The sequence below is a fragment of the Sulfuricurvum sp. RIFCSPLOWO2_12_FULL_43_24 genome, from assembly GCF_001829605.1.
In the GTDB taxonomy this organism is placed as follows: Bacteria; Campylobacterota; Campylobacteria; order Campylobacterales; family Sulfurimonadaceae; genus Sulfuricurvum.
The window spans coordinates 1-1,803 of the sequence record NZ_MIBT01000027.1 but is presented as its reverse complement, the minus strand read 5'-3'; the positions used below and the strand labels follow the sequence as shown (position 1 = coordinate 1,803).

Genomic DNA, 1,803 nt, shown 5'->3' with positions numbered 1-1,803 from the left:
TTCAAATCCGTCCATCTCGGTGAGAAGCTGATTGAGAGTCCCCTCTCGCTCGTCGTTTCGTCCCCCTTCACGCTTTTTACCTACCGCATCAATCTCATCAATAAAGATAATGGCGGGGGCATTTTTCTTGGCAGCAGAAAAGAGTTCTGAGACCCTTTTCGCCCCCATACCGACATAAATTTGTACAAAGGAGGCACCGCTTTGGTAGAAAAATGGGACATCCGCTTCGGCAGCAACCGCTTTGGCGATCATCGTTTTACCGACACCCGGAGGGCCTACGAGAAGTACACCGCGTGGCATACGTGCGCCGAAACTATAGTAGCGTTTCGGATTTCGTAAAAAGTCAATGATCTCTTCGAGTTCCTCTTTAACATCACCGATACCGCCGATGTCACTAAATCTGACCGTCGATTTGACAGCGGTTACATTGGAAGATGGAGCTTCAGATTCCGCTACGGCAGTTTTTGTCACGGGTGTTTCTATCACTGGTGCATCATCTTCAAAGCCGAGTTTACTTTTCCATGCCCAAAATCCTGCACCCCCGATAAGGCCAAAAAAGACGAAAAACCAAATCCACCCATTTCCCCCTTTTGGCTCAATCACAAGATTCGCTGTCAATTCGGAAGGGAGTTGTGACGAAGCAATTTTAACAACCCCATTCTCTTTGGTAGCAAAATAGGTATATCCATCATCGCTAAACGCTTTTTCAATTTGATTATTTTCAATCAATTTGGTCGCTTCTGCAAGGGTTACCGTGTCTCCGCTATCACGCAATAATGCAAAAAGGAGTAAAAGGAGAACAATCCCTCCTGATAGGATAAGAATGAGCTGATTACGGTTAAAATTTGGCCATGTTATATTCATCGTGTACCTCATAGTGCTCCAGTGTGATCCAATCACCGCTGATATCTTCATTCGATTCAATGATCACTTTATTAAAAAACTGATCATACCCACTATACTGTTTACCATCACCCGATTCGACCAAAACATCCAAAGGAGTCGAAACCATTTTTTCGCGAAATGCATAATTGTTTGCGGTGATCAAGGCATTGAGTTCAGCCATTCTTTGAGCAGAAAGAGTACCGTTGACCTCAGGTTTCATTGTCGCACTCGGTGTACCGTCACGCTTGGAGTAGGTAAAAGGGTGGATATGTGTGAGGTGGAGATGGCGAATATTTTCCATCGCCTCAGTCCAGATCGCTTCACTCTCCCCAGGATGACCGACAATAAAATCGGTTCCCAATGCAAACCCTTTGGCATTCAACATGCCGAAGAGTTCCACATCGCTTTTATGACGATTACGACGATTCATTAGACGGAGCATCTCATCAGAGCTGTGCTGAATCGCAATGTGAAGATGACGTTCCAGCCACGGCTCATCCAAAATCTCCCGAAACGATTCGTTGATTTGTATCGGTTCGAGTGATCCTACACGAATACGTCGAACGCCTCGAATAAGTGACATCTTTTTCATGAGTTCAGCGATGTTTTTTCCCTCACCTTGACCGTAGCTTCCAACATTTGTTCCGGTGAGGACAAATTCTCCAAAACCGTTGCTTGCTAAACGAGAAACCTGTTCTAGTATTTTTGCTTCATCCATGCTGCGAGCATCACCTCGTACAAAAGGGATAATACAGTAGCTGCACCGAAAGTTGCACCCCTCTTGGATCTTGATAAACGCACGCGATTTTCCGACAAACTCATCGACAATCGCATCATCAATGTAGTTCAAATCGCCAATCTCATAAAAACGGCTCTCTGAGGAGAGAAGTGTATTGATCTTCATTTTTTCCGAAGGGC

At 45.0% G+C, this 1,803-nt stretch carries 2 protein-coding genes; both read right to left on the bottom strand.

Annotated features, from left to right (window positions below; all coding sequences use genetic code 11):
* The coding region (locus tag A3G19_RS02710; protein ID WP_294870430.1) for an AAA family ATPase at positions 1–864 on the bottom strand (864 nt) is incomplete at its 3' end.
* The coding region (locus A3G19_RS02705) for a MiaB/RimO family radical SAM methylthiotransferase (RefSeq protein ID WP_294870428.1) at positions 839–1,803 on the bottom strand (965 nt) is incomplete at its 5' end. The genes A3G19_RS02710 and A3G19_RS02705, both read right to left, overlap by 26 nt.